Source organism: Streptomyces sp. ISL-1 (genome assembly GCF_018614585.1).
GTDB lineage: Bacteria > Actinomycetota > Actinomycetes > Streptomycetales > Streptomycetaceae > Streptomyces > Streptomyces maoxianensis.
In genome coordinates, this window is the sequence record NZ_JAGGOI010000020.1 from 40,724 (window position 1) to 65,694 (window position 24,971).

A 24,971-nucleotide genomic window follows, 5' to 3' on the forward strand; every position below is an offset into this window, starting at 1 on the left:
GACTTGTTGGTCTCTCACCACGTCCTCTTTCGTTCAGGTGTCCGCGTCAAGCCTGGTCAAGGGCACGGGAGACAGCCAGGACCGGCTGTGCCCGGGTATGGCGCACCCAGGTACGTGCAGTGGGGGCGACATAGCCTGAGGGGGTGACCAGCAACGATCTCGGAGACTTCCTGCGCGCCCACCGCGCCCGCCTGCGACCTGACGACGTCGGGCTCGCCTCCTACGGCGCCCGCCGGGTGGCGGGGCTGCGACGGGAGGAGGTCGCCGTCCTGGCCGGGATGAACAGCGATTACTACGCCCGCCTCGAACAGGGCCGCGAACGCAGCCCCTCCCCGCAGATCCTCGAGTGCATCAGCAGGGCCCTGCTCATGGATGACGAAACGCGGGAGCACATGTTCCGGCTGGCGGGCACCGCACCGGAAGGTAAGCGGCCGCAGCCGAGGGAATCGGTCAGTCCCGCGCTGCGGCAGCTGCTGGACGGATACCCGAACGCCGCGGCGTTCGTCCTGAACCCGGCCACCGACTTCCTGGCTTCGAACGCCCTGGCCGACGCACTGTTCTCACCGTTCGAGAACGTGGACAGCATGGCCCGCATGATCTTCCTCGACCCGGCCGCCCGGGAATTCTTCACCCAGTGGGGGCGGGCAGCCGAGGCGGTCGTTGCCGGGCTGCGCCACGCCACGGGCCTCGACCCGCACTATCGGCGCCTGCACGACCTTGTCGGCTCCCTGACAGAGGAGAGCGAGGAGTTCGCCGCACTGTGGTCCTCGCAGACTGTCCACGGGAAGACCCGTGACGGCAAGGACCTCGTCCACCACGATGTCGGACCCCTCTCGCTCACTTTCCAGACCTTCGACGTCCGCGGGGCGCCGGGCCAGCAATTGGTGGTCTACCACGCCGAACCGGGAAGCCCCAGCGCCCAGGCACTCGCCCTGCTGGGCAGCCTGCACGCCACGCGCCACCAGGAGGTCGCCCCGGAGCAGTGACACCTCACAGCTTTCCCGGCGTCGGGGTCAGGCGGCCGGAGTGTTGAGCACGTACTCCCGCGAGGCGTGGACCTCGTCGCGCAGGGCGGGCAGGTCGACATCGAGGACCCGGCCGTTCCACTTGCGGGGCTGCCCGTTGATGAGGACGGCGCTGATGTTGCGGGCGTCGGAACCGAGCACGACGGTGCCGACGGCGTCGTTGAGCGGCATGTTGTTGAGGTCCTCGGCCTGGATGACCAGGATGTCGGCCTTCTTGCCCGGCGTGAGCGAGCCGGTGACGTTCTGCAGGCCGTTGGTGCGGGCGCCCTGGAGGGTGGCGAAGTCCAGGACGTCGTGGGTGGTGATGCGTGTCGGCTGCTGCTCGGTGCCGTAGACGGCGTTGACCGCACGCATCCGCTGGATGGCGTGCAGGGCACGCATCTGCGTGAACATGTCGCTGACCAGCGCCACCTCGACGTCGATGCTCAGACCGGGACGGACCCCCACGGCCAGGGCCTCGTCGATCGCGGGGATCGCGGTCTCCAGCCCGATCTGCGCGTCCGAGGTCGGGGCCAGGGCGATGGTGGTGCCGCTCTCCCCGATCGCCTTCCACGCCTCCGAGGTCAGGCCGGTGGCGTGGATGAGGGTGAGGTCCGCGCCGAGGATGCCATCCTTCGCCCATCCCAGGATTGCCTGGGAGGAGGAGGCACCGAAGACGGCGTCCACACTCACGCCGATCCCCAGTTCCTCGGCCGTACGGGCGAGTTCAGTGCCGTAGGCGAGGGCGGGTCCGGCGATCTCGTCCGTGGCCAGGGCGGCCAGGCGCAGGGTCAGCAACTGGTCGCCATCGGCGAAGTAGGTCTCCTTGAGGCGGGAGAGGTCGCCGGGCCACTGCTTGTCCCAGTTACCGAAGTGCGGGCCCATGGAAGCGTGCACGCCCCGGATGCCGGTGTCTACGAGAGCCTGAAGGGCGGCGTCGGAGTGCTCGGGGGTGCGGGAGTTGTGGGAGAAGTCGAGCATGGTCGTGATGCCGCTGTCGATCGCTGTCAGGGCGGACAGCTTGGTGCCGACGTACATGTCGTGGGGCCGGTAGACGGTGGCGTAGCCGGCGAGGGTGGACATCACGTAGGCGCCGAGGTCGTCGACGTCCGGCATGATCCGGCGCAGCTGGGTCTGCCACGCGTGCCGGTGTGTGTCGACGAAGCCCGGCGTGAGGATGGCGCCGGTGGCGTCGACGACCACCGCGCCATCCCGGTTGAGGTCAGAACCGATCGCGGTGATGGTCTCGCCCTCGACGAGCAGATCGGCGCTGTGAAGGACACCGAGGTCGGGGTCCATGGTGACGATGGTCGCGCCGGTGAACAGGATGCGCCGCTGCGGGTCGGCGGGTCGGCGCTGAAGCTGTGCGAGTACGGCAGGGCTGGTGGTGTCGGAGGAAGTCAAGGGAGGTCCTGTTCGTCATGCCAGGGTGGTGGGCCTGTGCGGAGTGGTCGATGACCCCAGCCTCGGCCCATTCCGACAGCGGCAGCCAGGCAGCCGTTTGCCCAGGTACAGCGCACCCAGGCTCACCGCTCGATCCGTAGCCCGTAGGTTGACGCGAACCCGCGCGTTTCGGATGGTCAGGGCAGAAGATCAATCTCGGCCCATACGGTCTTGCGTGGCGCCGGGCCGGGGCTGACGCCCCACCGGTCGGCGAGCGCGTCGACGAGGATGAGTCCGCGTCCGGACTCGTCGTCTCCGGGCTGCCGGTTGACGGGCAGACGGTCACTGCGGGTGTCGGTCACCTCGATACGCAGAGTGCGCTCGGTGGCCGCGAGGGCGAGGCTGAAGTCGCGGCCAAGTACGCGCCCGTGCAGCGCGGCGTTCGAAGCCAGCTCTGCGACCACCTGAGCTGCCGTCTCGAACGGGAGCCCCCAGGAGCGGAGTTGCTCGGTGGCGAGCAGGCGAGCAAGCCGCGCACCTCTGCGGGTGGCGGAGAGCTGCACGCTGAACTGGAGGACGGTGACGCTGGCTTGGGTGATTTCTGGATTCACGTGACCCAGCGTGGCCGTGCGTGCGTAGCCTGAACAGTGATGAAGCCGATGCGTACGGTGACTGTCTGACGGCTGTCCAGGCCTGTACAGGCTGTCCACCATGAACTTTCGCATGGAATTCCTCAGGTGCCTTGGGCTGCCTGGACCTTGGCGACCTGGCGGGCGATGAGTTCGGGATCGATCCTCGGCATGGTTCGCTTCCCCTTCGGGAAGCCGGACGGATAGGTGTCGCCGAGGTCGAACGACAGGGTCACGGCACCGCTGCGGACCAAGGTAGTTGTCGCGACGTCTTCGGTCAGTCCGTCCTCGTCCGGCATTCTCCATGTGGAGGACGTGGTGAACGTGATGGACTCGTCGCCGACCGACCCCGGCGCCCTGCCAACCGGTCGCCGACGCGATCAATCGCGGTTACCCGGACGGCTCCACGGCATATGCGGACGTCCAGACGGCATCCGCCGATGGCATCGACTTCATCTACGGAACCTCAGCTACTCTTCGGCGGCCCTGTTCCGGCGGGGCTTGATCTGGGTGAGGTCAAGGTCGACGGGGAAGGGGACGGAGACCTTCATCCGGTCGTGGAAGATGCCGGTGCTGGTGTACGCGCCCGTGGTCGGCTCCAGCTCGAAGACGTAGACCACGGCCTGACCCTCGTTGTCTTCCACTCGCCAGTAGTGCGGGATCTTGGCCCGTGCGTACTTCACCGGCTTGGTCTCGCGATCCCGGGTCACGGAGTCGGTGGAGACGACCTCGATGGCCAGCATGACGGACTCGGCCGGGAACCGGGTCTGATCCGATTCCTCGATGGCCTCTCCGCGCACGACGAACACATCGGGCTCCGGCCTGTTCTGCCGGTCGATGTCGATGGTGAATTCCCGGCAGACCTCAAGGTCTTCGGGAACGACCGACTGCAGCTGCCATTCGAAGAAGCTGACCGCGCGCATGTGGAAGACGGTTTGCGGACTCACGAAGACAAGGCTCCCGTCGATCAGCTCCGTGTGCGGAGGCAGGTTCGGAAGCCGGTCCAGGTCGTCGGCCGTCCAGCCGCCCACGGGCGGGACGGGCCAGCTGGGCTTCGAGGCCTGGGGTTCGACGCTCATCAGTGCTCCCATGGGACGGAGTCTCGCGGGTCTGATCAGCGTATCCGGAGGGAACGGGACAAGGCCCCCACGCACGTGTGAACGAATCACGCGCCGTTGACGCGCCCTCCGTCACCGTGGGCGTCCGCGACCGGAATGATCACGCGCGCCCATCTGATCTGCTGCCGCTCAGGCCGGGGCAGCCGCCCGGCCGGCGTACGCGCGTACGTCCGCGTCCGGGTCCTGGACTGCCGTGGACAGGGCCGCGCGGGCCTCCGGGGTGGTGGAGTGGCGGAGCAGGGACAGGACCGCCGCCTTGCGCACGTCGGCATTCGGGTCGCCGAGCGCCTTGGCCAGGGCGGGCACGGCCAGTTCCGGATCCACCGCACCCAGAGCCGTAGCTGCTCCCGCGCGGATCTGCCAGGCCGGGGCGGTCAGTGCGGTGACGGCCGCGGTGTCGTACGGGGCGGGGCAGCCGGTGGTGGACAGGGCGGCGAGAGCGGCCGCGCGGACCAGGATGTCCGGGTCCTGGAGCAGGGGGGCGAGGGCTCCCGGCTCGGTCAGGCTGCGGGCCACCGTGACGCGGACCTCGCGGGCCGGGTCGGCGGTGGCGCGGGCGACGACGCCGAGGGCGTCGAGCGAGACCAGGGCGCGCACGGCCGCGATGCGGACCTCGATGTCCGGGTCGTCGAGCGTACGGGCGTAGGCGGCGGCGTCGCCCAGGCGCAGGGCCCGCAGTGTGTCGAGCGCGGCCGCCCGGACCTGGGGGTCGTCGTTGCCGAGCGCGCCGGTGAGGCCCCGGGACAACTCGGCCTCCGGGGGCAGGACTTCGACCAGCTCGCGCAGGGACGCGGCGGCGGCGGTACGGACGCCACCGTCCGGGTCTGCGAGGGCCGCCGCGAGCGCGGGTCCGGTGCCCGCCGGCACCGTCTCGGTCAGCGCGGCGATGGCCGCGCGGCGCACGGCGGGATCCAGGTCGGTCAAGAAGGGGCGCAGCTCGGGGAGTTCGGGCTCGTCCTCGGTGAGGCTGAGCAGTTCCAGGATGCGGGGGGAGTGGGAGGCGGTGGTCGCGTCCTGCAGGACCGCGGTGCGGACGCCGGAGCCGATGGGGGCGACGTCGCGGAGTCCCGCGGTGGAGACCTGCTCCGGGTGGATCTCGCCTAGATGGCGCGATGCGCCGCCGGTCGGGGCGTACTCCTCGACGGGGACGAGGTAGGGGGCGACGGGCCGGGCGGTGAACTCCATCGCCCCGGACGGTGATTTACGCAGGTCCAGGTGGTGCAGCCAGTCCTCGTCGTCGCGCCGCGGGTGATCCGTACGCTCGTGGTAGAGGCCCCAGCGTGACTCCGTACGGGCGAGCGAGGAACGGGCGGCCATCTCGGCGCAGTCGCGGATGAAGCTGACCTCGGCGCAGCGCATCAGCTCGTGCGGGGTCTGCGCGCCCATCTCCGCGATCTCGCCGCGCATCCGCTCGAAGTGCTCGACAGCGAGGGAGAGACGGGCGCCGGATTTGGGCGGGGCGACATAGTCGTTCACGAAACGGCGGAGTTTGTACTCGACCTGGGGCTGCGGCGGTCCGTCCGGGTTGCGCAGCGGCCGGTAGATCAGCTCATGGGCCTCGCGCAGCTGGTCGGCGGGCAACTCCCCTTCGTATGCTGTGAATCGGGCGGCGTCCGCGCCTGCCAGGTCGCCGAAGACGAACGCGCCGATCATGTAGTTGTGCGGGACGCAGGCCAGGTCACCGGCGGCGTAGAGGCCGGGGACGGTGGTACGCGCGTGGTCGTCGACGCGTACGCCCGAGGCGGAGTGGCCGCCGCACAGCCCGATTTCCGAGATGTGCATCTCGACGTCGTGGGTGCGGTAGTCGTGGCCGCGGTTCGCGTGGAAGGTGCCGCGGGTGGGGCGTTCGGTGGAGTGCAGGATGCCCTCCAGCGCGTTGATGGACTCCTCGGGGAGATGGCTGAGTTTGAGATAGACCGGGCCGCGGTCGGAGGCGAGTTCGGCCGCGAACTCGGCCATCATCTGGCCCGACCAGTAGTCGGAGTCGACGAAACGCTCGCCATGCCGGTTGACCTGGTAGCCGCCGAAGGGATTGGCTACATAGGCGCAGGCGGGGCCGTTGTAGTCCTTGATCAGCGGGTTGATCTGGAAGCACTCGATGCCGGTGAGGTCGGCGCCGGCGTGGTAGGCCATGGCGTAGCCGTCGCCGGCGTTGGTGGGGTTCTGGTACGTGCCGTAGAGATAGCCGGAAGCGGGGAGACCGAGGCGGCCGCAGGCGCCGGTGGCGATGATCACCGCCCCCGCGCGGACGGAAACGAACTGTCCTGTACGGGTGTTGAAGCCCACGGCTCCTACAGCCCGGCCCCCCACGAACTGCGAGAGCGCGTCGGCGCTGCCCGCCTGGAGGGCCGACGCACCGACCGCGGGCTGCTGGTTGAGCTTGCGGATGTCCTTCTCCGGGTCGATGTCCGCCCGCTGCAGCGCCCGTACGAGCGTCCCGTCGGCCGCCGAGCCGACGCTCGTCGAGACCTTCTTGCCGCGCAGGTCGCCAGCGAGAGAAGTTTCGAACCGGGCCCGGTGACCACTGTGTTGAGGGCGCCGCGCAGGTTGTAGCCGGTGACGGAGACGAGCTTGGTGGGCCGGTTGAGCTGCTTGCCCCGGGCCGCGTTGATGAGCAGCGGGAAGTCACCCATCGAGCCGATGTCGATCTTCCCGGCGGTCATCTGCGCCGTGATCGGCGCGCCCGTGGCGTAGTCCTGCCACTTCACCTTGTATGTGATGCCGTCGCGCTTGCCGCGCGCGGCGAGCTCCCGCTCGAAGTAGCCCAGGGAGCGAAGCAGCGTGCCTGCCGTGACGGTGTTGATGGTCTTGGACTGGTAGCCGACGGTCACGGTGACCGTGCCGGAGTCGCCCGCATTCGCGTCGCCGCCACAGCCCGCGGCGAGCGGACGGTCAGCAGGACGGCAAGAGAAGCTGGAAGTACCTTGCGCGTCATGGGAGTTCGGACCTCTCGACCTTTGCCGGCTTCACCGGAGCAGATAGGGCATATTGACCGTGACCGTGACCGCGTCCGTGGGACAGCGGGCCGCGCACGGGCCGCAGTACCAGCACTCGTCGACGTGCATGTACGCCTTGCCGCTGTCCGGGTTGATGGCGAGGGAGTCGAGCGGGCACATGTCGACGCAGAGGGTGCAGCCGTCGATGCACTTCGACTCGTCGATGGTCACGGGCACGTCGGCGCGCTGGGGGGCCAGAGGCATGGCTGTCTCCCGGAAAAGGGGTGAGGGTGAACAGGGGCGTCAGAGGGAGCGGTGGAGCAGCCCGCTCATGGTGATGCGGTCGCCGCGGAAACGGATGAACTCCAGGTCCACGGGGCGTCCGTCGGACAGATGCGTGAGCCGTTCGAGCATGAGCACGGCCGCGCCGCGCGGTGCCTGCAGTACGGCGGCGGAGTGCACGTCGGCGTTGACGGCCTCCAGCGTGATCTCGGCCGTGCCCAGCGGCTGCCCGGTCAGGGTCTCGAGCAGCCGGAACACATCGGTGTGCTCCAGGTCGCAGCCGAGCAGACCGGCGCCGATGTCGAGGGGGATGTAGGTGAGGTCGAGGGAGAGGGGCAGACCGTTCAGCCGGCGCAGCCGCTCGATGTAGAGGACGTCGGCGTGGTCCGCCAGGCCGAGTCGCCGGGCCACGGGCGCGGGCGCGGGCGCGGGGACGGGGCCGACCGTACGGACCTCGTTGGTGACGTCGCCGTGTTCGTGGAGGGTCTCGGCGAGGCCCTGCAGCCGGTCCAGGCCGTGCGGGTACTTCTCGGACACCACGACCGTGCCGACGCCGGGCTGGCGCTCGACAAGACCCTCGGTACGGAGTAGATCCAGCGCCTGTCGGACGGTGTTGCGGGAGACGCGATAGTCGTCGCCGATCGTGCCCTCCAGCGGCAGCACGCCGCCGGGGAAGCCGCCCGTACGCACCTGGTGGCGCAGCAGGTCGGCGAGCTGCCGCGCCTGGTCCGCGCGCAGCCGCCGCCGTCGGGCGGCGGCGACCGGCACGGTGTGCTCACGGATACGTTCGGCTGGCATGGAGGGACCATACCGACGCTGTGTCGACAGTGGTGTTGCCAGAGTGTTGCGCCACCAGCGGCCGCTGGAACACCCGGCTGACCTGCAGTGATGCTGGTCAGCGGGAAAGATCTGCCACCCCCGGGGCGTCAGTCGCCGCCGCCCCCGCCTCCACCGCCGTCACTGCCGCCGTCCCCGCCGCTCCCCGACTGCTTGTCCTGCTGAACGGCGCGGTGCACCGCATGCGGTGCCCACTCCTCCCGTACGAGAACGCGCAGTGCGCCGCGCTCCCGCCGGGACCCGAATCCCGGATGCAGCACCTTGGCAAGACCGATCGCCGCGGTGAAGGCGGCCAGCAGCCGGCTGCGGCGGTCCGGGAAGCCGGCCGCCACCGACTCGGCGTAGCGCCCACGCACCGGCGCCGACCAGTCGTCGGCCGCCGCAGGGTATCGGTGGTACGGGAAGAGACCAAGGAAGCGGCGGGTCTCCACCCGCAGCGCACCGCGGCCCACCAGTTGGTACAGGCACAGCTCTTCGACTCTCCGCCCGGTGCTCCTGACCCAGGGCCGGGCACGTACGCCGTCGCCGAACCGGCTCTTGCGCGGGGCCGGGAGGCTCGCCAGGATCTGCGCCGACAGCGGGTCCTGCGGCGGCAGGGGGTTGACCACCGTCACCCGGCCGCGTGCCTCGGTGATCCTGCCCTGGAGCTCCAGCTCGGCGAGGGCGGCGCCGGCCAGCCCGTACTGGAGATAGCGCCTGGTGCAGTGCCGACGGCCCGTCACCGGGTCGAGGGCGAGCAGCAACAGCTCCTCGGGCAAGGAGAGTTCGGTCATTGCACGACGCTCGGTACGATCCGGCCGGTCACTTCGCCCAGGCCCACCCGGGTGCCGTCCGGACCGGGCGCCCACGCGGTCATCGTCACCACGTCGCCGTCCTCCAGGAACGTCCGCTTGCCCTCCGGGAGTTCGAAGGGGTCCCGGCCGTTCCAGGTGAGCTCCAGCAGCGAGCCGCGCTGGTGGACCTCGGGGCCGCTGACCGTTCCGGAACCGTAGAGGTCGCCCGTACGGAGCGAGGCGCCGTTGACCGTCATATGGGCCAGCTGCTGGGCGGCCGTCCAGTACATGGTGGAAAACGGCGGCTCGGCGATCACATGGCCGTTGACCGCCACCGTGATGTGCAGGTCGAAGCCGCCCGGCTCTTCCTCGGCGGAGTCGTCGAGGTAGGGGAGCAGATCGAAGTCGCGGGCGGGCGGGGCGGACCTCGCCGCGTCAAGGGCCTCCAGCGGGGTAACCCAGGCGGAGACGGAGGTGGCGAACGACTTGCCGAGGAACGGTCCGAGCGGGACGTACTCCCAGGCCTGGATGTCGCGTGCCGACCAGTCGTTGAGCAGCGAGAGGCCGAAGACATGCTCGCGGAAGTCTCCGAGGGCCACCGGCCTGCCCAGCTCGGAGGGGGCGCCGACGAGGAAGGCGACCTCGGCCTCGATGTCGAGCTTGATCGACGGGCCGAAGACGGGTGCGGCGTCGGCGGGCGCCTTGCGCTGGCCACAGGGGCGTACCACGTCCGTGCCGGAGACGACGACGGTGCCGGAGCGGCCGTGGTAACCGATCGGTAGATGCTTCCAGTTGGGGGTCAGCGCGTCCCCGTCCGGCCGGAAGATCCTGCCGACGTTGGTGGCGTGGTGCTCGCTCGCGTAGAAGTCGACGTAGTCGGCGACTTCGTAGGGGAGGTGCAGCGTGACCGAGTCGAGCGGGTGCAGCAGCGGCTCCACGTCCTGCCTGTGGGCCGGCACGGTGAGCCAGGCGGTGAGCGCGCGGCGTACGTCGCGCCAGGCGGTGCGGCCCGCCGCGAGCAGCGGGTCGAGGCTCGGCCGGGCCAGCAGCACGGCGTAGGGGGAGCCGAGAACGTGGGCCGCCGCCCCGGCGTCGAGGACATGATTGCCGATGCGGACGCCGAGCCGTCGGCGGTCGGGCTCGTCGGCGGTGGTGAAAACGCCGTACGGAAGGTTGTGCGGGCCGAAGGGATCGCCGTCGGCCAGATCGAGCGGGCTCTGCTCGGGCATCGGTGCTTGCCTCGCTTTCCACGGGTGTGGGGCACACGTTACGTGGACGTCCCCCCCGCGGCGGCACTGTGCCCGGACCGGCCCGGAGGACCTGCCCGGACCGGCCCGGAGGACCTGCCCGGACCGGCCCGGAGGACCTGCCCGGACCGGCCGGGAGGACCGGCTCCGACCCGCTGTCAGCCGGCCATCCGCGGGATCCGCTTCTCCCACGTGCGGTGGAAGACGACCTCGCCGTGGTCCTTGCACACCACCTCGTTCGACGTGATGAAGTCGGCCGCGTCGCAGGTGATTTCGGAGCGCGTCTCGATCCGTACGTCCCAGGCCAGTTCCGGCCGGTGCAGCCGGATGGCCCAGTCCGAGCGGGCGGCGGCGGAGTGCGGGTCGTCCTGGCGGATCGTGTACGTCTCCAGCGCCTCCTGGGTGAACTCCAGGCCGTCCGGGTAGACGAGGGTGCCCCCGTTGCGGGGGTCGACCTCCAGCCGCCATTCGCCCTTGGCGACGTCCCGGACCACCAGCCGCTGTGGGCGCTGCTCGTCGAGCGTGGCGGGGGAGCTGACGAGCAGTAGCCCGGACTGCTCGGGCTCCTCGAAGGTGATCGCGTCCGCTGCGCTCTCACCGGTCCGGCGTACGGGGAGTTCGAGGCGGGAGCCCGCCGGGTCCAGCGTGAAGCCGGCCGAGCCGGTCTGCGGCCAGATCCACGGCCAGTACGCGGAGCAGACGGCGAGCCGGATGCGGTGGCCGGGCGGGAAGGTGTGGCCGATGCCGTTCAGCTCGAGGGAGACGTCCTCTGTCGCGCCGGCCGGCCAGGCGTTGGCGCGCTCGCGGCCGTGGCGCGCGGAGAGATTGAGGACGCCGCGGGTGACCAGGGTGGAGGCGCCGTCCGGGGCGACGTCGCAGATCCGGGCGATCGCCTGGCCGTAGGGCACGTCCATGCGCAGCCGCAGGCTGAGGCGGGGGCGGCCCAGGATCTCGACCGGGTCGCCGGTGACCGGGAATTCGAAGCAGGCGGAGCGGGCGTCCTCCTCGCGCTGGTCGGGCGGCAGGTCGGCGTCGTTGCCGCGGGGGAGGAAATTGCCGGCATCCACTCCGGTGTGCTGGGGGGAGCGGACGATCACCGGTCCGCCCCGGAGTGCGTACGGGACGAGCGTGATGTGCGGCGAGGGCCACGCGGGATCGCCGACCCAGCGGCCCGGCAGCTCGGGGTAGCTCGTAGCGGGTGGGTGCGACCCGCTGATCCAGGAGCGCAGCAGGGGCTCGGCCATGACGCCGGTGTCAGCGCCTTTGAGCCAGTGGTCCCACCATCGACGCGTCTCCTGGAGGAAACCGATCGCCGGACCCGGCATGCCCCGGTCGGGGTACTGGTGCGACCACGGGCCGATCAGGCCCCGTACACGATCGGGCGGCAGATGCTCGACGAGCCGCAGCACGGTGTCCCGGTACGGGTCGTGCCGGCCGCCCACCGCCAGAACCGCCGCGTCGATGGCGGCGTAGTCCTCGCGGACGCTGCCCTGCTGCCAGTAGTCGTCACGGATCTGGTGGCCGAGCCAGGTGTGGATGAAGGGGGCGAGGGCCTCCAGCCGCTTCAGCCACATCTCACTCCACCGGTCGCCGGCGAAGAGCGGGTCCGGCGGGCAGGAGACGAGGGCGAGCATGGCGGCGGCCCGGGCGTGCATGGCGGCGGCGAGCACCGAACCGCCCATGTAGTGCGCGTCATTGTCGTAGCGGTCGTCCGTCGAACAGACGGTGACGACCGCCTTGAGAGGCTCGGGTGCCAGAGCGGCTGTCCGCAGCGCGTTGACGCCGCCCCGGCCGATGCCGAACATGCCGACCCGGCCGGTGCACCACGGCTGCCGGGCGAGCCAGTTGACGACCTCGACACCGTCGGCCCGCTCGGTCGCGTCGTACTCGTCCCCGGGCAGGCCCTCACTGTTGCCGTGTCCCCGCGCATCGACGCGTACGGAGGCGTAACCATGGCCCGCGTACCAGGGGTGGCGCTGCCAGTCGCGTGGCGCGGTCCAGTCGGTCAGCCGGCAGGGCAGATACTCGAGCAGGGCGGGAACGGGCTCGTCGGTCAGCGGCCGCCAGATCCGCGCGTACAGCCTCGTCCCGTCCGGCATCGCGATACGGATGTCCTCGTGGGCGGTCTCGTACGGGAAATAGGTGCGGATGTGCATGGCATGACCTCAGCGAATGTTCCGGGCAAAGGGGCCACTCGTGGTCGTACGGACTGATCACGAACATACCGGGGGAGGCGGGAAGCCGCCCACGGTGATCGAAAGGCGACCGGATACGCTGACTTGAGTGATTCCAGCGACACATCGACAATCCGTGTGATCGTCAGCAGACAGGAGATCCCCTCGTGACCGTCGTCGGGCCGTTCGGGCTGAGCGTGCGGGACCAGGCTCTTGAGGCCGATGTCCAGACCGGATTGGCGGCTGTCGAGGCGGGACTGCTCGATGCCACCAAGAGTGAGGTGCCCTTCATCACGGAGGCCGCACGTCACCTCGTACGAGCCGGGGGCAAGCGCTTCCGGCCGCTGCTGGTGATGCTCGCTTCCCAGTTCGGTGATCCGTACGCGCCGGGTGTGGTGCCCTCGGCCGTGGTCGTCGAGCTCACCCATCTGGCGACGCTGTATCACGACGATGTGATGGACGAGGCCGATGTGCGGCGCGGCGTGGACAGCGCCAACGCCCGCTGGGGCAACTCGGTTGCGGTGCTGACCGGCGACTTCCTGTTCGCGAGGGCCTCGCACATACTGGCCGACCTTGGCCCGGAGGCCGTCCGTATCCAGGCGGAGGCCTTCGAGCGGCTGGTCACCGGCCAGATCCTGGAGACGGCGGGGCCGCGCGACGGCCGCGACCCGGTCGAGCACTACCTCGATGTCATCGGGGGCAAGACGGGCTCGCTGATCGCGGTCTCGGGCCGGTTCGGCGCGATGATGTCGGGCGCGGACGAGGGTGTCGTGGACATCCTCACCCAGTACGGGGAGCGGCTCGGCGTGGCGTTCCAGCTCGCCGACGACGTACTCGACATCGCCAGCGACTCGCACGAGTCGGGCAAGACGCCCGGCACGGATCTGCGCGAGGGCATCCCGACGCTGCCGGTGCTGCATGTGCGCGCGCAGGCGGAGGCCGAGGGGCGGGCGGAGGATCTGGAGCTCGTCGCCCTGCTCGACGGGGATCTGACGGACGACGACCGGCATGCCGAGGCGCTGCGACTGCTGCGTTCACACCCGGCGCTGGAGCAGGCCAGGCGGGACACCGTGCGGTACGCGCAGGAGGCGCGGGCGATGCTCGCTCCGCTGCCCGACTGCTATGCGAAGGCCGCCCTGGAGGAGCTTTGCGACGCGGTGGTCCACCGCGCGGGCTGACCGCCGCAGTGCCGCTGACCGGCCCAGTACCACGGCCGGGGCTCGCTCCGGGATCCCTCTGAGGCTTGTGACACAGGTCACACTCTTGGATTGAGTCTAACCTCGGATCGACTCCGTATCCATGCCCAGAAGCTGACGCAATGGGCGTTGGCGTCGTGTACGGGGGATTTCACAATGAAGCGCACTAAGATCATCCTTATCGGTACTACCGCCGTCGCTGCCGCGGCCGGCGTCACCCTCGCCGTCCTGCCGGCTTTTGCCGCCGACAACAGCAGCTCCGCCGCCGGTCACTCGGGGCAGGCGGACAGCAGCGCGGGCATCGCCGTCCAGAGCGGCGGCAGCGGCTCGGACAGCGGCGCCTCCCTTTTCGTGGCGAGCCTGAACGGGGCCAACGAGGTGCCTGTGCAGGGTGGACCCGCCGTCGGCGACCGCGACGGCGCAGCGCTGGAGTTTGTGAAGGTCAAGGGGGACAAGGTGTCGGTCGCCGTGAAGTGGCGCGGCACCGACAAGCCGACCGCCCTCCATATCCACCAGGGCGCGAAGGGCGCCAACGGCGGCATCAAGGTCGACTTCACCGGGCTGCTCGGCAAGGGCAAGACCAAGACCAAGGGCTGGGCGGGCGCGGTCACCGGCACCGTCCAGGTCAAGGACAAAGCCGTGCTCGACGCCTTCAAGACGGACCCGAACGGCTTTTACGCCAATCTGCACACCGCCGGGTTCCCGGGCGGAGCGGTTCGCGGCCAGTTCCACAAGGTGACCGGCTCCTTCCCGTTCGCCGCGGCACTCGACAACTTCCAGGCCTCCGTCGTCAAGGGCAAGCAGATCTACGAGTGCAAGAAGGGCGACGACGGCAAGTTCTCCTTCCAGCAGCGCGACGTCCGGGCCGCGCTCGGCGGGTACATCGCCCACTCCTTCGTCGCCCCCAACTCCGGTACGCCGCAGTGGATCGCGCAGGACCACAGCGCCGTCACCGGAAAGCTGATCAGCAAGACGCCGAACGGCGACAAGAACATCGCCGAGCTGGACCTCAAGGCGACTCAGTCCGGCAAGAAGCGAGGGCTGTTCGCGGACACCCAGGAGATCTTCCGGCTGAACACGGTGGGCGGCGTCGCGCCGGCCGGCAGCTGTGAACAGGGCTCGATCGTGGGGGTCCCGTACGGGGCGGACTACGTCTTCGTCCAGAAGTAGCCGCTTTCATCGAGCGGTGACCGCCGCTCGGCGGTGACCGGGGCAGAGGGCGCGGCGCCTCCCCTACCCCTACTGGTTGGGGGACGCGCAGCGCCCTACTGTCATCCCAGAGCAGTACGCCAAGTTGCTCCCGCGGTCTGACGCTTCTGTACGCCCCATTTGGTCAGATGAATACACCACCCCTGACCAACCACGGAGGTAGGGCACACCATGGCACCGAACGACAGCGCACAGACCACCGAAGAGGCCAAGGACCTCGTAGCGGGCCGCCGCAGGGCAACGCGCTACATCGTCCCGGTCGCGGTGGCCGGGGTGGCGGCGGCGACCATCGGGCTCGTCCCGGCGCTCGCTGCCTCCGGTGACCCCGATCTGCCGAAGATCACCGCGCAGGAACTCATCGAGAAGATGGCCGCGTCGGACACCCAGCAGCTCTCCGGCACGGTGAAGATCAACACGGACCTCGGCATTCCGTCCCTGGGCGGCCTCGCCGAACTGGGCGGCGGCTCTCTCGCCCCGGGGGGCGAGCGCGGGGAGTCGGGCTCGGCCGCGTCGCCGGACGGCAAGCTGCTGGAGCTGGCCTCCGGTTCGCACACCCTGCGGGTCGCGGCCGACGGCCCCGACAAGCAGAAGGTGTCGATCCTCGAGGACACCGCCGAGTACAGCGTGATCCACAACAGCGGCGAGGTCTGGGCGTACGACAGTGCGTCGAACGAGGCATTCCACGCCAAGGACGACGGCTCCGGCACGGGTCCCGGCAAGGAGCGCGAGGCCGCGCCGAAGGATCTGCCGACCACGCCCAAGGAGCTTGCCGACGAGGCGCTGAAGGCCGCGGACGAGACCACGTCGGTGACCGTGGGCGGTACCGCGCAGGTGGCCGGCCGTGATGCGTACCAGCTGGTCATCAAGCCGAAGCAGAGCGGTTCGACGGTCGGCTCCATCAAGATCGCGGTGGACGCGAAGAACGGCGTGCCGCTGAAGTTCACGCTCACCCCGAGCAGTGGCGGCAAGGCCGCGATCGACGCGGGCTTCACCAAGGTCGACTTCTCCAAGCCGGCCGCGTCCACCTTCGACTTCACCCCGCCCAAGGGCGCGAAGGTGACCGAGGCCGACGAACTGGAGAAGGAGAAGGGCCTGGAGCGCGGCGCGAAGAACCACGAGGACTTCAAGGGCATGGAGGACTTCCAGGGGCTGAACATCATCGGCGAGGGCTGGACCTCCATCGCCAAGATCGAGATGCCGGGCGGCGAGGGAATCGGCGCGCCGAAGGACGGCGAAGTCCCGCCGGAGGCCGAGAAGTTCCTGAACGCGCTGGGGGACCAGGTCGACGGTAAGTTCGGTTCGGGCACGGTCTTTAAGACCCGTCTGGTCAACGCGCTGATGACGGACGACGGCAAGGTCTACGTCGGCGCCGTGACCAAGGACGCACTCGTGAAGGCCGCGAACGAGGGCAAGTAATCCAAGCAGCCCCACTGGCCCAGTAACCCAACTGGCCCAGTAGCCCACAGGACAGAACGCGCACTCACCTCCGCCCCGCCGTACGCTCCGTACGGTGGGGCGGAGCGCTGACCCGAGTGAACGGGGGACCGGAATGACAGCCGCCATGCAGACCGGCGTCGAGACGGTCATCGAGACGCGAGGTCTCACCAAGCGTTACCGGGGCGGCCAGTTGGCCGTCGACGGGCTCGATCTCACCGTCCCCGCCGGCAGCGTCTTCGGGTTCCTCGGTCCCAACGGATCGGGCAAGACCACCACCATCCGGATGCTGATGGGACTCATCGACCCCACCGCGGGCAGTGCCACCGTCCTCGGCAGGCCCATGCCGCGCGCCGTGCGCACGGTGCTGCCGCAGGTGGGCGCGCTGATCGAAGGGCCCGCGCTGTACGGGTTCCTGAACGGCCGGGACAATCTGCTGCGGTACGACTCCGCCGACCCGAGTGCCGATCCGCGTACCCGCGGCGCCCGCGTCGCCGCCGCGCTGGACCGGGTCGGGCTCACCTCGGCCGCCGGCAAGAAGGCCAAGGCGTACTCCCTCGGGATGAAGCAGCGGCTCGGGCTCGCGGCCGCGTTGCTGCGGCCCCGCAGGCTTCTGGTGCTCGATGAGCCGACGAACGGCCTCGATCCGCAGGGCATGCGGGAAATCCGTTGGCTGGTACGGGAGTTGGCGGCCGATGGCACCACCGTCTTTCTCTCGTCCCACCTCCTCGACGAGATCGAACAGGTCTGCACGCATGCCGCGGTGATGGCTCAGGGACGGCTGCTCACCCAGGGGCCGGTCGCCGATCTCGCGGCGGGCGCCCGGGGCAGGCTGGCCGTCGTCACGCCCGACACGGGGGACGCGGCCCGGCTGCTCAAGGAGCTCGGTGTCACCGGGCTGAGCGTCGAGCAGGACCGGGTGACCGGTGAGCTGCCGGGCGCGGATGTGGAGTTGGCGGAGCTCAGTGCCGCGCTGGTGCACGGCGGTGTACGGGTACGAGGGTTCGGGATCGAGCGCGCCTCACTGGAGGACGCCTTTGTCGCGCTGACCGGGGAGGGATTCGATGTCGCGGGTTGAGGAGGTCGAGGGGGCCGGGGCGAATGGGACGGCTGACGCGACCGGGGCGGCGGATGCGAACGCGACGGCCGACGGGACCGGTCCGGTTGACGCGACCAGGACGGCTGACGCGGCCGGGACGCTTCGCGGCCCCAGCCCGCTGTGGACGCTTGGGCTGTTCCGCTCCGAGCTGACCACCACCTTGCGGCGCTGGCGGACGCTCGCGCTGCTGGGCGTGCTGGCCGCCGTGCCCGTACTGATCGGCATCGCCGTGAAGATCGAGACGAGCGACGGCGGTCCGGTCGGTGACGGCGGCGGGCAGGGCCCGGCCTTCATCACGCAGATCACCAACAACGGCCTGTTCCTTGTCTTCGCCGCGCTCGCCGCGACCCTGCCCGTCTTCCTCCCGATGACCATCGGCGTCGTCGCGGGCGATGCGATCGCGGGCGAGGCGAGCTCCGGCACCCTGCGCTATCTGCTGGTCGCCCCGGCCGGGCGCACCCGGCTGCTGTTCGCCAAGTACGCCGCGACCTGCGCGTTCTGCCTGGTCGCGACCCTGGTCGTGGCGGGGTCGGCGCTCGCGGTCGGAGCGCTGCTCTTTCCGCTCGGCGATGTCGTGACCATCTCAGGCACCCGGATCTCGTTCGGGGACGGGCTGCTGCGGGCCGCACTGGTCGCGGTCGTCGTAGCGGCCTCGCTGGCCGGCATCGCGGCGCTCGGCCTGTTCGTCTCGACCCTCACCGGCAGCGGCATCGCGGCGATGGCGACGACGGTCGGACTGCTGATCACGGTGCAGATCCTGGACACGATTCCGCAGCTGCACGGGATCCACCCCTACCTCTTCCCGCACTACTGGCTGTCCTTCGCGGACCTCATGCGGGAGCCCGTCCACTGGGACGAGGTGGTCAAGAACCTCGGCCTGCAGGGGGTGTACGTGGCGGTGTTCGGGTCCGCGGCGTGGGCGCGCTTCACGGCGAAGGACATCACGGCGTAGCCGGAGGGACCGGCGTACGCGGCGCGAAGAAAGCCTTGGCTTCGGTCTGCGCCCGGATGTCGTTCAGTACGTCGCCGGGGCGCGAGCCGTTGCCGAGCAGCACACCGCCCCACTCCATCTTCATGTACGAGGCGATGGTGTTCAGCGTCCCGACCAGCGGGTCGGCGGCCGAGCGGTCGGAGTCGGCGAGCGCGGTCACGCCCCACAGGGTGCGGCCGGCCATGCGCGGCTTGAAGTCCACACCGGGCACCCGCATCCAGCCCGACCAGTGGTCGAGGTACCGCTTGGTGCTGGTGGTGAGGGAGTACCAGTACAGCGGCGAAGCGATCACCAGGTCGGTCGCCTCCAGCGTGGCGTCCAGCAGGGTGGCCGCGTGCCCGGTGGGGGCAGGGTAGTTGCCCTCGCCCTCGTGGCGAAGGTCCTCGAAGTCGGGCAGCGGGAGGTCGGACAGGTTCAGCCAGCGCTGCTCCGTCCCGGTCGGCAGTTGTTCGGCGGCCAGCCGGGCGAGCGCCTCGGTGTTGCCGCCTGTGCGGCTGCTGCCCAGCAGGAACAGGAACTTCCGGCTCACGATCGACGCCCCCTCGTATACGTACTCGAGCACTCACAAGATGACTGCATGCGTGCGCAGTATATGCACACGCATGCAGTCGGTGGGGGGTGGCGGTCGGAGGTGATGCGCGGAAAGTGCGGTCGGGAAGGCGCCGTCAGGAAGGCGCGGTCGGGAAGACGCGGTCGGAAGGCGCCGTCAGAAGGTGAGCTTCCAGCTGTCGATGTAGCCGGTGTCCTGCGCCGCGACGTCCTGGACGCGCAGCTTCCAGGCGCCGTTCGCCGTCTCGCTCGACGCGTTCACGGTGTACGTGGCGATGACGTTGTCGGCCGAGTCGCTGCCGCTGGCGCTCTTCAGCCGGTACGCCGTCCCATCGGGGGCCACGAGGTCGAGGACCAGGTCGCCGCGCCAGGTGTGCTTGACGTCCACGCCGACCTTGAGGGCGGCCGGGGCGTTGCCGGTGCGGCCCGAGACGGTCACGGTGGAGGTGACGGCTGCTCCGTTGTCCGGGATGGCGACGTCGGCGGCGTTCTCGTAGATGTCGCCGGGCGGGACGGTCGGCTCGGTGGACAGGGCCCACACGGCGTGGGCGATCGCGTCGCTGTTGCGGTCCAGCGCGGTGTCGTTGATGTTCGTGCTGGAGTCGCATGAGGAGTGGTAGCAGCGGTCGAAGGCCTGGCCGGCCGTGCCGCCCCACTTCTGGGCCTGGGCGCTGGACTTCGTACGGCTCGCGCCGGTGAACAGGCCGCCGACCGGTATGCCGACGTTCTTGAACGAGGCGTGGTCGGAGCGGCCGTCGCCCTCCGTCTCGATCTCGGTGGCGACGCCGAGGCCCGCGAAGTAGTCCTTGAAGGTCTTCTCGATCGTCGGGTCGTCGTCGTAGACGAAGTATCCGGGGTTCGGGGAGCCGATCATGTCGAAGTTGAGATAGCCGGCGATCTTTGAACGCTCCGCCGCGGGAAGGTTGTTGACGTAGTACTTCGACCCGACCAGGCCCAGCTCCTCCGCGCCCCACCAGCCGAACCGCAGGTGTTTCACCGGCTTGAGCTGGGCGCGGGAGACGGCGAGGGCGGTCTCGAGTGTGCCTGCGGAGCCCGAGCCGTTGTCGTTGATGCCCGCACCCGAGCTGACCGAGTCCAGGTGTGCGCCGGCCATGACGACGGAGTTGGCGTCGCCGCCGGGCCAGTCGGCGATCAGGTTGTAGCCGGTGGCGCCGCTGGTGGTGAACTGCTGGAGCGATGTGGTGAATCCGGCCGCGTCCAGCTTGGCCTTCACATAGTCGATCGACGCCTTGTACCCGGCCCGGCCGTGCGCGCGGTTGCCGCCATTGGCCGTGGCGATCGACTGGAGCTCGGTGAGATGCGCCTTGACGTTGGCGAGCGGTATGTCGGGGGCGGCGAGCGCGGGCGCCGGGGCGGCGGGGGCCGCGGTCGCTGAGGGGGCGGCGGAGGCGAGCAGTCCGGCGAGGGCGAGCGCGGCGGCCGCGGCGGTCCGTCTGGGTATGGAGAGCTTCAGATGGGGGGTCACGTGGGGGCTCCGAATTCCGTACGGGGACAGGACGGAACGTGCGAGACGCCCTGGAACGGCGGGTCCCAGGGCGTTGGAGCTGGAGGTGCGCAGTGCGTGCTGTGAGTTCAGCGAGAGTTTGACTAACCGTCAAGGGCGGAAATCGGTCATGGGGGTTCACATAGCGGACGACCGCTTCCCCTCTTCCGCATTCGCGCGGGGTCCGAGCGCGGTCCGAGCGCGGTCCGAGCGCGGTCCTATTGGGATCCGATTGGGATCCGATCGGGGTCTCGCGCACGTCTACTACTCCACGCAGAACTCATTCCCCTCGGGGTCGGCCATGGTGGTCCAGACGCCCATCGGCTCGTCCACGTGGTAGAGAACGGACGCCCCCAGGCCCTCCAGGCGCGCGACCTCCGCCTCCCGTTGCTCCGCGCAGACGTGCAGGTCGAGATGGAGCCGGTTCTTGGCCGTCTTCCCTTCCGGTACGCGCTGGAAGAGGATCCTGCGCCCGAGTCCCATACCGCTGTCCTTGTCGAAGGGGTCGTCCGGATGCCGGACGGCGGCGTAGTCGCGCCAGGCGTCCCGGCTGTGCCACTGGGTCGTCGATCCCTCCGGTAGTTGTCCGTATCCGCGCAGGCGCTCGATGAGCACGCTGTGGTCCTCGAGTTCGTAGCCCAGCGCCTCGGCCCAGAAGTCGGCCTGCTCGTGCGGGTCGGACGTATCGATGACGAGCTTCCAGTGCAGGGCCATGTAACCACTTATATTGGTTACATGAGCCGCGGGGGCGCTCGGCGGTCGGCCGCTCCACGTCCGGGGCGCGGCTCCCTTCACATCGGGTCGATGTTCTCCGGTTCGTCCGCCGGACTCACGCGTCCTGGCGGGCGGGTGCGACGCCGCTCGGTGGGCGGCCGACCCGCCGTCGTGTCCGGGCCGCCACGTTCGTACGCGCCGGTGGTGCCGCGGGCCCGGGCCGCCTCCTGTTCGGCGATCGACAGCCACTGCTCCCAGCGTCGGCGCATCGGGTTGATCAGGCCGCCGCCGACGCCCACGATCAGGATGCCCGCGATCGCGGCGAGCGCCGCGACGAGCACCGGGCCGGTCACCGAGGTCGCGATCTCCGCCTGGCCGAGGGCCGCGATCACGCCGAGCGACACGATGAACGCCCAGGCCGCCGTGGACAGGACCTTGCCGTACGAGGTCTGGCCCAGCGCCCCCTGGACGATGTCGCGGACCGCGCGTGCGATGGCCAGGGTCACCACGACGATCACGCACGCCACGATCGCCTTCGGCAGCCACCCGACAACACTGTTGATCATGCCGCTGACCGGGTTCGGTCCGAAGACCCCGAAGCCCAACTGGAGCGCGATCAGCAGGATCCCGTAGTAGATGATCTTGGCGATGATCCCAGTCGCGTCGTACTTCGACCCCTGAAGGGCATTGGCGACCCCGCTGCGTTCCGCGAGCCTTTCGAAGCCGAGCCTGCGCAGGAGTTGGTCGGCGACCCGGGCCAGCAGCTTTGCCACGAACCAGCCGATGAGCAGGATGACCAGGAAGCCGATGAGCTTCGGCACGAACCTGGCCACTGCCGACCACGCCTCGGTGATCCCCTGTCCGAAGTCGACTGAAATGGCGAGGGACGGGACGAGGGGCTGGGCGAGGGGCTGCGACATGACGCACTCACTCCGCTCCGGGGCCCGCACACATTGGGACCTGTACCTCCGGTGGTAGCACCGGTCGAGGGGTGGGGGCCTGCGCCCAGCCCGGCAGGTGAGCCGATCGAGTGTTAATTGCCCGGGGGACTGAGGCGTCAGGCGGTGGGCTGCGTCGGAGCCGGAGCCGGAGCCGGAGCCGGAGCCGGAACAGGAACTGGAACAGCAGCGGCAGGCGCCGCCGCGGCCAGCCGCAGTGCCGCCGCCTTCGTACGCCGTGCCGTTCGCAGCGCGTCCCAGGTCAGACAGGTCAGCGCCAGCCACACCAGCGCGAAGCCGGCCCACCGCTCGGCCGGCATCTCTTCGTGGAAGTACAGGATCCCCAGCAGGAACTGGAAGACCGGCGCCAGATACTGCAGCAGCCCCAGCGTCGAGAGCGGCACCCGGATCGCCGCCGCGCCGAAGCAGACCAGCGGCACCGCGGTCACCACTCCCGTCGCGGCGAGCAGCGCCGCATGTCCCGCGCCGTGTGTCCCGAAGGTGGCGGAGCCGTCAGCGCCGAGCCAGAGCAGAAAGCCGAGCGCCGGGAGGAACTGGATCGCGGTCTCGGCGGCCAGCGACTCCAGCCCACCGATGTTGACCTTCTTCTTGACCAGGCCGTACGCCGCGAACGAGAAGGCCAGCACCAACGAGATCCACGGCGGCTGCCCGTATCCGATCGCCAGCACGAGCACCGCGGCGAAGCCGGTGCCGACCGCCGCCCACTGCGCCGGGCGCAGCCGCTCCTTCAGCAGCAGCACGCCCATCGCGATGGTGACCAGCGGGTTGATGAAGTAGCCGAGCGAGGCCTCGACGACATGGCCGGAGTTCACGGCCCAGATGTAGAAGCCCCAGTTGACGGTGATCACAGCCGCGGCGACCGTGATCAGTCCCAGCTTGCGGGGCTGCCGTATCAGCTCCCGTACCCAGCCCCACCGCTTCAGCGCCAGCAGCGCGACGACGACGAGGGCCAGCGACCAGACCATCCGGTGAGCGAGGATCTCCATCGCTCCCGACGGCTTCAGCAGCGGCCAGAAGAGCGGGACCAGGCCCCACATCCCGTAGGCCGCGATCCCGTACAGCAGTCCTGCCCGCTGTTCACCGTCCGACTTCACTGACCCTCCCCCGCCCTGTGCCCGTCACCACGAAGAAGGTACGCGGCACAGGGCCGGGCTGTCATGCCCGTATCGCCATACGGTCATGACGGATCTTGGTCCCTCGGCCCGTTCGCCGGCCGGCCGGTCGGTCAGTGGGCCGGCCGGCGAGCAGGTGCAGACGGCGAGTCGGTCAGGCCGTGGCGAGTGCGGCCGCGACCGAGTCGGCGAGCGGCGTCGTGGGGCGCCCGGCCAGCCGCGCCAGGTCGCCCGTCGTGCCCGTCAGCAGCCCGCGCCCGACCGCCGCGTCGACGTCGACGAGGATCTCGGCGAACGGCCCGGGCACGCCCGCGGACGTGAGGATTCCCAGGTGCGCCTCGGCCGGGACGTTGTTGTACGCGATTCTCCGGCCGGTCTGCCGGGACAGCTCGGCTGCGTACTCGGCGAGGGACCAGGCGGTGTCGCCGCTCAGTTCGTACGCCTTGCCCAGGTGTCCTTCACCGGTCAGCACGGCGGCCGCCGCGGCGGCGTAGTCGGCGCGGGCGGCCGAGGCGATCCGGCCGTCGCCTGCACTCGCGACGACGGCGTTGTGTGCGAGGACCGGGGCGAGGTTCTCGGTGAAGTTCTCCGTGTACCAGCCGTTGCGAAGGAAGGTGTACGGCAGGCCCGAGTCGAGGATCAGCCGCTCGGTGACCTTGTGCTCGGCGGCCAGCTCGAAGTCGGCGTCGGGACCGCCCAGTACGCCCGTGTACGCGAGCTGCGCGACGCCCGCCGCCTTCGCTGCCTCGACCACGGCGGTGTGCTGCGGCACCCGCTGTCCGACCTCGCTGCCGGATATCAGCAGCACGCGGTCACCGGCGCGAAAGGCCCCCGCCAGCGTCTCGGGAACGCTGTAGTCGGCGATGCGCACCTCGACGCCGCGCGCCGCCAGGTCCGCGGCCTTCTCCTTGTCGCGGACGACGGCGGCGAGCTGGCGCGCCGGGACGGTGGCGAGCAACTCGTCGACGACGAGACGGCCGAGGGCTCCGGTGGCTCCGGTGACGACGATGCTCATGGGTGATTTCTCCTCTTGTGGTGCCTTCAATGCGTTTCCAGACTCACCCTATGGCTGGCACTAACTCATGGAAAGTACCCACTTTGAAGTAAGGTACTGGCATGGCCGTAAGCAGAGACCCCGACGTCAATCGGGCGATGTGCCCCTCCCGTCTGATCCTTGAGCACGTCACCAGCCGCTGGGGTGTGCTCGTTCTCGCCGCGCTGCGGGATCGCTCGTACCGCTTCAGCGAGCTGCGCCGGGAGGTCGGCGGCGTCAGCGAGAAGATGCTGGCCCAGACCCTCCAGACCCTGGAGCGCGACGGCTTTGTGCGCCGCGACGCCAAGCCGGTGATCCCGCCCCGTGTCGACTACTCCCTGACCGAGCTCGGCACGGAGGCCGCCGAGCAGGTATGGGGGCTGGCCCGCTGGACGGAGAAGCGGGTGGACGAGGTCTTCACCGCGCGTGCCCGGTACGACGAGGCGAAGGAGCGGGGTGCCGCGTACGGCGAAGCCCGGACCCCCTGACGGGAGATCCGGGCCTCGGACAGATGGCTGACGTTCAGCCGGTGCGTAGCGCTCAGCCGACGACGGTCCAGGTGTCGCTGCCCGCGAGCAGCGCGGCGAGGTCTCCCTTGCCGTTCTGCTCGATGGCGGTGTCGAGTTGGTCGGACATCATCGTGTCGTAGACCGGCCGCTCCACGCTGCGCAGTACCCCGATGGGGGTGTTGTGCAGGGTGTCCGGGTCGGCGAGCCGGGAGAGTGCGAAGGCCGTGGTCGGGCTGGCGCTGTGCGCGTCGTGGACCAGGATCCGGCTCTCGTTCTCGG

The 24,971-nt window shown here is 69.9% G+C and carries 22 protein-coding genes and 3 pseudogenes; 7 read left to right on the forward strand and 18 right to left on the reverse strand.

Translation table 11 applies throughout. From position 1 onward, the window contains the following. Positions 1-143: 143 nt before the first annotated feature. Positions 144-986, forward strand: a complete 843-nt coding sequence (locus tag J7E87_RS15825) for a helix-turn-helix transcriptional regulator (protein WP_215094334.1) — start codon at positions 144-146, stop codon at positions 984-986. Between the two features lie 27 nt (positions 987-1,013). On the opposite strand, the gene J7E87_RS15830 is transcribed toward J7E87_RS15825, so the two are convergent. The 11 genes and pseudogenes from J7E87_RS15830 to J7E87_RS15880 form a co-directional block, all read right to left on the reverse strand. Continuing rightward, positions 1,014-2,408: an amidohydrolase family protein gene (locus J7E87_RS15830; protein ID WP_215094336.1), complete on the reverse strand. Its 1,395-nt coding sequence runs from the start codon at positions 2,406-2,408 to the stop codon at positions 1,014-1,016. A gap of 176 nt (positions 2,409-2,584) precedes the next feature. Beyond that, positions 2,585-2,998 (reverse strand): ATP-binding protein, encoded by a 414-nt coding sequence (locus J7E87_RS15835; protein ID WP_215094338.1) that lies wholly within the window; start codon positions 2,996-2,998, stop codon positions 2,585-2,587. Between the two features lie 122 nt (positions 2,999-3,120). Next, positions 3,121-3,315 (reverse strand): hypothetical protein, encoded by a 195-nt coding sequence (locus J7E87_RS15840; protein ID WP_215094340.1) that lies wholly within the window; start codon positions 3,313-3,315, stop codon positions 3,121-3,123. 171 nt (positions 3,316-3,486) lie between these two features. Continuing rightward, a complete protein-coding gene (locus J7E87_RS15845; RefSeq protein ID WP_215094342.1) occupies positions 3,487-4,095 on the reverse strand; it encodes a Uma2 family endonuclease in 609 nt (202 codons plus the stop codon). A gap of 168 nt (positions 4,096-4,263) precedes the next feature. Continuing rightward, a pseudogene (locus J7E87_RS15850) lies at positions 4,264-6,438 on the reverse strand (fumarate reductase/succinate dehydrogenase flavoprotein subunit); the annotation flags it as partial. Between the two features lie 3 nt (positions 6,439-6,441). Then, positions 6,442-7,069 (reverse strand): annotated as a pseudogene (locus J7E87_RS36475) (ABC transporter substrate-binding protein); the annotation flags it as partial. 31 nt (positions 7,070-7,100) lie between these two features. Continuing rightward, on the reverse strand, positions 7,101-7,334 hold the full coding sequence (locus J7E87_RS15860) for a ferredoxin family protein (protein WP_215094344.1): 234 nt from the start codon (positions 7,332-7,334) through the stop codon (positions 7,101-7,103). Positions 7,335-7,373: 39 nt separating this feature from the next. Further along, complete coding sequence (locus tag J7E87_RS15865) at positions 7,374-8,150, reverse strand: GntR family transcriptional regulator (protein ID WP_215094346.1); 777 nt, start codon at positions 8,148-8,150, stop codon at positions 7,374-7,376. A 128-nt stretch (positions 8,151-8,278) separates the two neighbouring features. Continuing rightward, on the reverse strand, positions 8,279-8,962 hold the full coding sequence (locus tag J7E87_RS15870; RefSeq protein WP_215094348.1) for a GPP34 family phosphoprotein: 684 nt from the start codon (positions 8,960-8,962) through the stop codon (positions 8,279-8,281). Next, the gene (gene fahA, locus J7E87_RS15875; protein ID WP_215094350.1) at positions 8,959-10,191 is read right to left on the reverse strand and encodes a fumarylacetoacetase; all 1,233 of its coding nucleotides are present in this window, start codon (positions 10,189-10,191) and stop codon (positions 8,959-8,961) included. The genes J7E87_RS15870 and fahA overlap by 4 nt, the downstream gene beginning before the upstream one ends. A gap of 176 nt (positions 10,192-10,367) precedes the next feature. Next, positions 10,368-12,365: a CocE/NonD family hydrolase gene (locus J7E87_RS15880; RefSeq protein WP_215094352.1), complete on the reverse strand. Its 1,998-nt coding sequence runs from the start codon at positions 12,363-12,365 to the stop codon at positions 10,368-10,370. Between the two features lie 185 nt (positions 12,366-12,550). On the opposite strand from J7E87_RS15880, the gene J7E87_RS15885 reads away from it, so the two are divergent. The 5 genes from J7E87_RS15885 (at position 12,551) to J7E87_RS15905 (ending at position 18,273) form a co-directional block, all read left to right on the forward strand. Beyond that, positions 12,551-13,561 (forward strand): polyprenyl synthetase family protein, encoded by a 1,011-nt coding sequence (locus J7E87_RS15885; RefSeq protein WP_215094354.1) that lies wholly within the window; start codon positions 12,551-12,553, stop codon positions 13,559-13,561. A gap of 174 nt (positions 13,562-13,735) precedes the next feature. Beyond that, the gene (locus tag J7E87_RS15890) at positions 13,736-14,749 is read left to right on the forward strand and encodes a CHRD domain-containing protein (RefSeq protein WP_215094356.1); all 1,014 of its coding nucleotides are present in this window, start codon (positions 13,736-13,738) and stop codon (positions 14,747-14,749) included. A gap of 210 nt (positions 14,750-14,959) precedes the next feature. Beyond that, a complete protein-coding gene (locus J7E87_RS15895; RefSeq protein WP_215094358.1) occupies positions 14,960-16,204 on the forward strand; it encodes a DUF2092 domain-containing protein in 1,245 nt (414 codons plus the stop codon). A 133-nt stretch (positions 16,205-16,337) separates the two neighbouring features. Beyond that, on the forward strand, positions 16,338-17,300 hold the full coding sequence (locus J7E87_RS15900) for an ABC transporter ATP-binding protein (protein ID WP_215094360.1): 963 nt from the start codon (positions 16,338-16,340) through the stop codon (positions 17,298-17,300). Continuing rightward, positions 17,287-18,273, forward strand: coding sequence for an ABC transporter permease (locus J7E87_RS15905; RefSeq protein ID WP_215094362.1), 987 nt, complete (start codon positions 17,287-17,289; stop codon positions 18,271-18,273). Before J7E87_RS15900 ends, J7E87_RS15905 begins: the two co-directional genes overlap by 14 nt. Here J7E87_RS15905 and J7E87_RS15910 read toward each other — a convergent pair. The 6 genes from J7E87_RS15910 to J7E87_RS15935 form a co-directional block, all read right to left on the reverse strand. Then, a complete protein-coding gene (locus J7E87_RS15910) occupies positions 18,263-18,841 on the reverse strand; it encodes an NAD(P)H-dependent oxidoreductase (protein WP_215094364.1) in 579 nt (192 codons plus the stop codon). The two genes, J7E87_RS15905 and J7E87_RS15910, sit on opposite strands and share 11 nt — an antisense overlap. Positions 18,842-19,018: 177 nt before the next feature. Continuing rightward, positions 19,019-20,335, reverse strand: coding sequence for a M28 family metallopeptidase (locus tag J7E87_RS15915; RefSeq protein ID WP_251017529.1), 1,317 nt, complete (start codon positions 20,333-20,335; stop codon positions 19,019-19,021). Between the two features lie 294 nt (positions 20,336-20,629). After that, a complete protein-coding gene (locus J7E87_RS15920; RefSeq protein ID WP_215094368.1) occupies positions 20,630-21,079 on the reverse strand; it encodes a VOC family protein in 450 nt (149 codons plus the stop codon). A gap of 77 nt (positions 21,080-21,156) precedes the next feature. Next, positions 21,157-21,999, reverse strand: a complete 843-nt coding sequence (locus J7E87_RS15925) for a hypothetical protein (protein ID WP_215094370.1) — start codon at positions 21,997-21,999, stop codon at positions 21,157-21,159. A gap of 137 nt (positions 22,000-22,136) precedes the next feature. After that, complete coding sequence (rarD, locus tag J7E87_RS15930; RefSeq protein ID WP_215094372.1) at positions 22,137-23,132, reverse strand: EamA family transporter RarD; 996 nt, start codon at positions 23,130-23,132, stop codon at positions 22,137-22,139. A 172-nt stretch (positions 23,133-23,304) separates the two neighbouring features. Beyond that, the gene (locus J7E87_RS15935; RefSeq protein WP_215094374.1) at positions 23,305-24,165 is read right to left on the reverse strand and encodes an SDR family oxidoreductase; all 861 of its coding nucleotides are present in this window, start codon (positions 24,163-24,165) and stop codon (positions 23,305-23,307) included. 101 nt (positions 24,166-24,266) lie between these two features. On the opposite strand from J7E87_RS15935, the gene J7E87_RS15940 reads away from it, so the two are divergent. After that, a complete protein-coding gene (locus J7E87_RS15940) occupies positions 24,267-24,671 on the forward strand; it encodes a helix-turn-helix domain-containing protein (protein ID WP_215094376.1) in 405 nt (134 codons plus the stop codon). 52 nt (positions 24,672-24,723) lie between these two features. Here the strand turns inward: J7E87_RS15940 and J7E87_RS15945 are convergent. Then, positions 24,724-24,971, reverse strand: a pseudogene (locus J7E87_RS15945) (2-oxoacid:ferredoxin oxidoreductase subunit beta); the annotation flags it as partial.

Bases quoted from the DNA above. Each gene is read 5' to 3' on its own strand.
- J7E87_RS15840 (WP_215094340.1), bottom strand. From the start codon at position 3,315: ATGCCGGACGAGGACGGACTGACCGAAGACGTCGCGACAACTACCTTG.
- J7E87_RS15845 (WP_215094342.1), bottom strand. From the start codon at position 4,095: ATGAGCGTCGAACCCCAGGCCTCGAAGCCCAGCTGGCCCGTCCCGCCC.
- J7E87_RS15860 (WP_215094344.1), bottom strand. From the start codon at position 7,334: ATGCCTCTGGCCCCCCAGCGCGCCGACGTGCCCGTGACCATCGACGAG.
- J7E87_RS15865 (WP_215094346.1), bottom strand. From the start codon at position 8,150: ATGCCAGCCGAACGTATCCGTGAGCACACCGTGCCGGTCGCCGCCGCC.
- J7E87_RS15870 (WP_215094348.1), bottom strand. From the start codon at position 8,962: ATGACCGAACTCTCCTTGCCCGAGGAGCTGTTGCTGCTCGCCCTCGAC.
- fahA (WP_215094350.1), bottom strand. From the start codon at position 10,191: ATGCCCGAGCAGAGCCCGCTCGATCTGGCCGACGGCGATCCCTTCGGC.
- J7E87_RS15880 (WP_215094352.1), bottom strand. From the start codon at position 12,365: ATGCACATCCGCACCTATTTCCCGTACGAGACCGCCCACGAGGACATC.
- J7E87_RS15890 (WP_215094356.1), top strand. From the start codon at position 13,736: ATGAAGCGCACTAAGATCATCCTTATCGGTACTACCGCCGTCGCTGCC.
- J7E87_RS15895 (WP_215094358.1), top strand. From the start codon at position 14,960: ATGGCACCGAACGACAGCGCACAGACCACCGAAGAGGCCAAGGACCTC.
- J7E87_RS15900 (WP_215094360.1), top strand. From the start codon at position 16,338: ATGACAGCCGCCATGCAGACCGGCGTCGAGACGGTCATCGAGACGCGA.
- J7E87_RS15905 (WP_215094362.1), top strand. From the start codon at position 17,287: ATGTCGCGGGTTGAGGAGGTCGAGGGGGCCGGGGCGAATGGGACGGCT.
- J7E87_RS15920 (WP_215094368.1), bottom strand. From the start codon at position 21,079: ATGGCCCTGCACTGGAAGCTCGTCATCGATACGTCCGACCCGCACGAG.
- J7E87_RS15925 (WP_215094370.1), bottom strand. From the start codon at position 21,999: ATGTCGCAGCCCCTCGCCCAGCCCCTCGTCCCGTCCCTCGCCATTTCA.
- J7E87_RS15935 (WP_215094374.1), bottom strand. From the start codon at position 24,165: ATGAGCATCGTCGTCACCGGAGCCACCGGAGCCCTCGGCCGTCTCGTC.
- J7E87_RS15940 (WP_215094376.1), top strand. From the start codon at position 24,267: ATGGCCGTAAGCAGAGACCCCGACGTCAATCGGGCGATGTGCCCCTCC.